The following is a 5,253-nucleotide window of genomic DNA, read 5'->3' as shown; positions in this document are numbered from 1 at the left end:
ACAGTATGCGCATTGCCGTCATCCCCGAGAATGGTGATCGTGTAGACGTACACTGTTCCTTCTTTCTGCAGTTTAGTGGAAGTGACCGTTCCTTTGCACTTTTTCAAAGCCGTTTTTTGCGCCGTTGCTTTTGAGACGGACACCTGCTCCGCTTTCACTTCGATTTTTGAATGTGTATCGCTTTGCTGAACAACGGCGGCATGAGCTGACGTTAATGAACTAAGTGAAATGATTGTCCCTAAAGCAGCTCCTGATAAAACTTTTGTTACATGATTCATGGTGATTCCTCCTTTAGATGTACTGTTGGCCTGCCAACAAAACCGATTGTACAGGCTCAAGCTAAAGCCGCATGAGGATTAGCTGAAAAATTGCTGAATTCAGTTATTTTTCAGAAGATATTCAGCTCATTTCAAGATAGGAGCGAATAATAGGATGTAGATAGACAAAAAATGAAGCATAGATTTATGCCCATGAAGGAGAGAAAACGAATGAATAAACTTGAAGGCATCAAGATTTTGCTTGTCGATGATGAACAGGCGATCATTGAATTTTTGACATTGGGGCTTGAAAACGAAGGATTCGAAGTGATGTCGGCAAAAGACGGCATGACAGGGATCAACTTGGCGAAATCGTTTCAGCCTCATGTGGCAGTACTTGATGTCATGATGCCGGGAATGGATGGATTTGAAGTATCCAGAATGTTAAAAAAAATGGGGAATACCGCCGTTATTATGTTGACGGCAAAAGAGGAGGTTGACAACCGGGTAAAAGCGCTGACCGAAGGGGCGGATGATTATATGGTGAAGCCATTCAGCTTTGAGGAGCTGCTTGCCCGGATCCGTGCAAGAATCCGCAATCATTTTCCTCATTTATTGGAAGAGGTGGCGATCGGCCCCTTTCGAATTGACGACAGCCGCAAGGAAATCCGCTTCCACGAGGAAGTGCTGAAGCTTTCTGCAACCGAATACGAACTGCTGAAATTTCTCATTTTTAACCATGGGATTGTCTTGAGCAAGGCGAGAATATTGGACAAAGTATGGGGCTACGATTTTTACGGCGAGGAAAACATTGTTGAAGTCTATGTCCGTTCATTAAGAGAAAAGCTGAAAGATAAAGAACACGCTTTAATTCGCACGATTCGCGGAGCGGGCTACAGGTTGGACATCTGATGAAAAAGCGGAAGATTTTTCGGTTTCAGACGCTGCGTTTTCAGCTGCTGTTCCGTTCCTTATGCATGCTCAGCCTGCTGCTCATTTTAATCGGGACGATTCAATACGTTTTTGTGAAAAAGTCAGCGTATGATAACAAATCGATGAGCATTCAGGGGCTCATCAGCTCTGTCAGCGCTGATTTCTGGGTTAAGAGCGCCCAAAGTCCAAAGGATTTCAGCATGTTTTATCCCGGTGTAACCATCGCTTTTATCAAACAGGACGGAGAACTGACCGTTCTATCGGAAGACATGCACTCAGGCTCGCCCCCTGTCTTAACACGGGAGTATCAAGAGGTTATCAATAGAAACTATAATCCGCATTTTACAATCGCAGAAAATCGTAACGGAAATGAAGAGCTTGTCGTGCTTCAGCCGATCATATTAAAAGGAAAGCTCGAAGGCATCGTGCAAATGAGCACAGAAACGGCTCCGATGAAAGAGGGGATTTTTCAGCAAATGGTGTTTTTTACGATTATTTCAATTTCCGCTCTTCTATTGGGAGTGTTCACTTTTTATCCGATCATTAAGCATACGCTTAAGCCTTTATCAACCATTGTCGACCTGATGGGAGAAATCAATGCCGGCAATTTAAACAGACGATTGCCACTTTACAAAAACCAGCACGAAATTCATGACCTGGCCAATTCTTTCAATGGCATGCTGGAAAGAATCGAAACGTCGTTCAGAGTCGAAAAAGAGGCGAAAGAACAGATGCGCCGCTTTGTTTCAGATGCTTCACACGAACTGCGTACGCCCCTTACGTCGATACATGGATTCCTGGAAATTATGCTTCGCGGTGCGGTGTCAAAGCCTGAGCAAGTTGAACGCGCGTTAAAAAGCATGTTTGAAGAATCCAAACGGGCCAATCATCTCGTTCAGGATTTGCTCTTCCTCGCCAAACTCGACCGGCTTCCGGGTTTCCATATGGAGAAAGGATCCCTTGCCTCGGTCATTTCCAGCATGGAATCCCAGCTCAGGCTGCTTGTAAAAGACAGAAAACTGGAATTTTCCATAGAAACCGAAGGTGAAGCTGTATTTGACAAAGATAAAATGAAACAGGTCATCCTTAATCTTTGCCAAAACGCCGTCCAGCATACGGATCCGGAGAAGGGCTTCATCAAACTGACGCTAAAGAGCGAAGATCAAAACCTGGTGCTTGCGGTTGAGGATAACGGAACGGGAATTGAGGAAAAACATCTCCCGCACTTGTTTGAAAGGTTCTACAGAGCTGAAGCATCGCGTTCGCGAAAATACGGAGGAGCAGGCCTCGGGCTTGCAATCACAAAATCGATCGTTGACGCTCATCAAGGATCGATAGAAGTGAAGAGCAAACCGGGAAAGAGAACGGTTTTTCAAATCCGTATGCCGAAAGAAAACAGCACTTCCTGACTTAGGAAGTGTTTTTTTATGAAAAAAGAACAGGTTCTGTATAGAACAGCATACAGGATAATTGTATATAATATTGGGAATTTAACAAAAATTTAACAAAGGAGATGGTTCAGCTTATGATTCAAAAGAAGCAAAATGCTGTGCATTCCGAAGTAGAGGCGGGGTAGATGGAACCGACCAAAGTATCCCTATCCCGCCGCATGCTCCAATGCCTGAAGCAATGTGTTGATTGTAACACAGCAAACCTCTTTACAGCAATAAACAGTTTTGTGAATATTTTCTTAATTTCTTCTGTGATTTTGATCCCGTCTTTTGCACTGGCTCATGACGGAGGGCCGACTGTGTTCTCCGACGATAAATATGCAAATTTCGAGGAATTAAAACAAAATGAAGATCCTTCAGTATACCGAATCGCGACAAAGCAAGCAGGCAGCACAATGCTGATCATGGCCATTCACGGCGGCGGAATCGAGCCTGGAACAAGCGAAATTGCAAATGAACTCTCGCGCAAGTATTCCATGTATTTGTTTGAAGGATTGAAATTATCGGGGAATTCAAGCCTGCATATTACGAGTACCCATTTTGATGAACCGGCGGCGCTTGAGATGGCCGCCGGGCATCAGTATATTTTGTCGCTTCACGGATACTATGCTGAAGACCGCAATATCAAAGTGGGCGGCACAGACCGCAATAAAATGAGCAAATTGGTTGATAAATTGCATCAAGCAGGCTTTGCCGCCGAAATGCTTGAGCCAGGCGACAAATATGCGGGAACGAGCCCAGATAATATTGCCAACAAATCGATAACAGGTTTAAGCATTCAGCTCGAAATGAGCACAGGTTTTCGAAAGTCTCTGTTTGATACGTTTACGTTAAAGGACAGAGCCTTGACGCAAAATGAGGATTTTTACCGGTTTACAGAGGTTCTGTCGCGTTTTATCGAGGACAATTACGAACCCCTTCACGCCTGACGCCCGCCAATGAAGAAAACACCCCCTTATGAAAGGAGGTGTTTTCCGTGTTCATTACCCGTTTGATTCTGTTGTTCCGCCTCCGGTAAATATGGAAACGATCGCGTTCCAGAGGGAGACAAAGAAATCGATCACTTTTTGAATGAAGTTTTTGCCTTCATCAGAGTTGATGAAGTTTGCAATTTTGTCTTTCGCTTTGTCGAGCTGGTCTCCAACCTGATTCCAGTCAATTTTGATGTTTTTCATGTTGTCGAATAAAGAGATAAGCGACTGCTTTTGGTCGTTCGTCAGTGTTACGTTTAATTCGGAAGCGGCCTGATCAATCTTTTTCTCCAATTCGTCCTGGGATTGCGGGACGCCGTTTTTCGCGATATCTTCTTTGACTTTTGCCATTAACGCTGATGCGTTTTCATCGCCGATTTTTTGGCCGAGCTTGGACGTGGTGACAAGCTCTTCATTGGCGACCTTTTTGACGTCGTCCGGAATTTTTTGATCAGATGATGTCTCATAAGCTTTCATTAACCCGGTCAGCGCAGCCGTTCCGGATACTTTAAACGGAGCGGTCACGTAGACTTTTGCATCCTTGACTCCGGCCGTCATCAGCGCGTTTAAATACATTTCATCCGTAATCTTGCTGATATTGTTTGTTTTGACTTCCAAACCGCTGCCTTCTTTTGCGACTGTAATCGATGAAGAAGAAATCGCTCTCGTTCCGATATCTGCTTTTGGTATATAATCTCCTAAATATTTATGCTCCTCAGCATTCGTCACCTCAATAATTGTCGCATTTTCAGGCGCATTCATTTCGTTCAGCACTTTTTGTCTGTCTTGAGCTGACAAGTCTTTACCGAGTGTAATGATCACGTCTCCAACTGCGGAGTCAGCATAACTGATCTGCGGCATAATAAGCAGAAACAATGCTGTGCAAATTCCAAGTATTGATTTTTTCAAGCTGTATGCCCTCCTTAAAAATGCAGGCTTCAGGCAGAAGATTGCTGTTCGTTTTGGGGAGAAGCCTGCCGGAACGATACCTATATTCGCGATTCGTTCCGTCAATATAGACGGATGAAAAGAGCGGGAGGTTTCAATTAAAATTTGCCTTTTTAATAGATTGAGAGTCCTGGTTTTGCTCGCAAAATCATATAAGCACTTTATGTTCCTTTTGAAGTTGGCTCAGTGATTCCCTTCTATGCTATAATGAGCCTTGTGAAAACGAAAGGAGAGAATCATGATGGCTAAAAAAGGATACATACAATTAACAAACGGCAAAAAAATCGAGTTTGAATTATATCCGGAGGCAGCGCCAGGCACTGTCGCCAACTTTGAAAAACTTGCGAACGAGGGCTTCTATGACGGCCTGAAATTCCACCGGGTCATCCCGGGCTTCGTCAGCCAAGGCGGCTGCCCGTACGGTAACGGAACAGGCGGACCGGGCTATACGATCAAATGCGAAACAGAAGGGAATCCCCATAAACACGAAGCCGGTTCTCTCTCTATGGCACATGCCGGAAAAGATACGGGCGGCAGCCAATTCTTTATCGTGCACGAACCGCAGCCTCACTTAAACGGCGTTCACACCGTTTTCGGAAAAGTCACCTCCGGCTTTGAAGCGGTCACTTCAATGGAGCAGGGGCAAGGAATGGAAAAAGTCGAAGTATTTGATGCATAAGGTAAGAAACAGTC

The 5,253-nt window shown here is 44.5% G+C and carries 6 protein-coding genes; 4 read left to right on the top strand and 2 right to left on the bottom strand.

What is annotated here, in order from left to right:
- Positions 1 to 278 (bottom strand): PepSY domain-containing protein (locus tag V7126_RS22330; RefSeq protein ID WP_335499293.1); only part of this gene is annotated, 278 nt, incomplete at its 3' end.
- A 210-nt stretch (positions 279 to 488) separates the two neighbouring features.
- Here V7126_RS22330 and V7126_RS22325 point away from each other — a divergent pair.
- The 3 genes from V7126_RS22325 (at position 489) to V7126_RS22315 (ending at position 3,570) form a co-directional block, all read left to right on the top strand.
- Positions 489 to 1,169 carry a response regulator transcription factor gene (locus tag V7126_RS22325; protein ID WP_046129815.1) on the top strand — a complete coding sequence of 227 codons (681 nt, stop codon included), beginning with the start codon at positions 489 to 491 and terminating at the stop codon, positions 1,167 to 1,169.
- The gene (locus V7126_RS22320) at positions 1,169 to 2,599 is read left to right on the top strand and encodes a sensor histidine kinase (protein WP_335499288.1); all 1,431 of its coding nucleotides are present in this window, start codon (positions 1,169 to 1,171) and stop codon (positions 2,597 to 2,599) included. The genes V7126_RS22325 and V7126_RS22320 overlap by 1 nt, the downstream gene beginning before the upstream one ends.
- Positions 2,600 to 2,766: 167 nt before the next feature.
- Positions 2,767 to 3,570 carry a poly-gamma-glutamate hydrolase family protein gene (locus tag V7126_RS22315; RefSeq protein WP_335499286.1) on the top strand — a complete coding sequence of 268 codons (804 nt, stop codon included), beginning with the start codon at positions 2,767 to 2,769 and terminating at the stop codon, positions 3,568 to 3,570.
- A 54-nt stretch (positions 3,571 to 3,624) separates the two neighbouring features.
- On the opposite strand, the gene V7126_RS22310 is transcribed toward V7126_RS22315, so the two are convergent.
- On the bottom strand, positions 3,625 to 4,473 hold the full coding sequence (locus V7126_RS22310; protein ID WP_373688040.1) for a DUF1002 domain-containing protein: 849 nt from the start codon (positions 4,471 to 4,473) through the stop codon (positions 3,625 to 3,627).
- A gap of 328 nt (positions 4,474 to 4,801) precedes the next feature.
- Between V7126_RS22310 and V7126_RS22305 the strand changes: the two genes are divergently transcribed.
- A complete protein-coding gene (locus V7126_RS22305) occupies positions 4,802 to 5,239 on the top strand; it encodes a peptidylprolyl isomerase (RefSeq protein WP_046129819.1) in 438 nt (145 codons plus the stop codon).
- Positions 5,240 to 5,253: the final 14 nt, after the last annotated feature.

Origin of the sequence: Bacillus sp. JJ675, assembly GCF_036963165.1 — a bacterium.
GTDB classification, from domain to species: Bacteria; Bacillota; Bacilli; order Bacillales; family Bacillaceae; genus Bacillus; species Bacillus glycinifermentans.
Note: the sequence above shows the minus strand (reverse complement) of the source record. Positions and strands in the feature narration are given on the sequence as shown.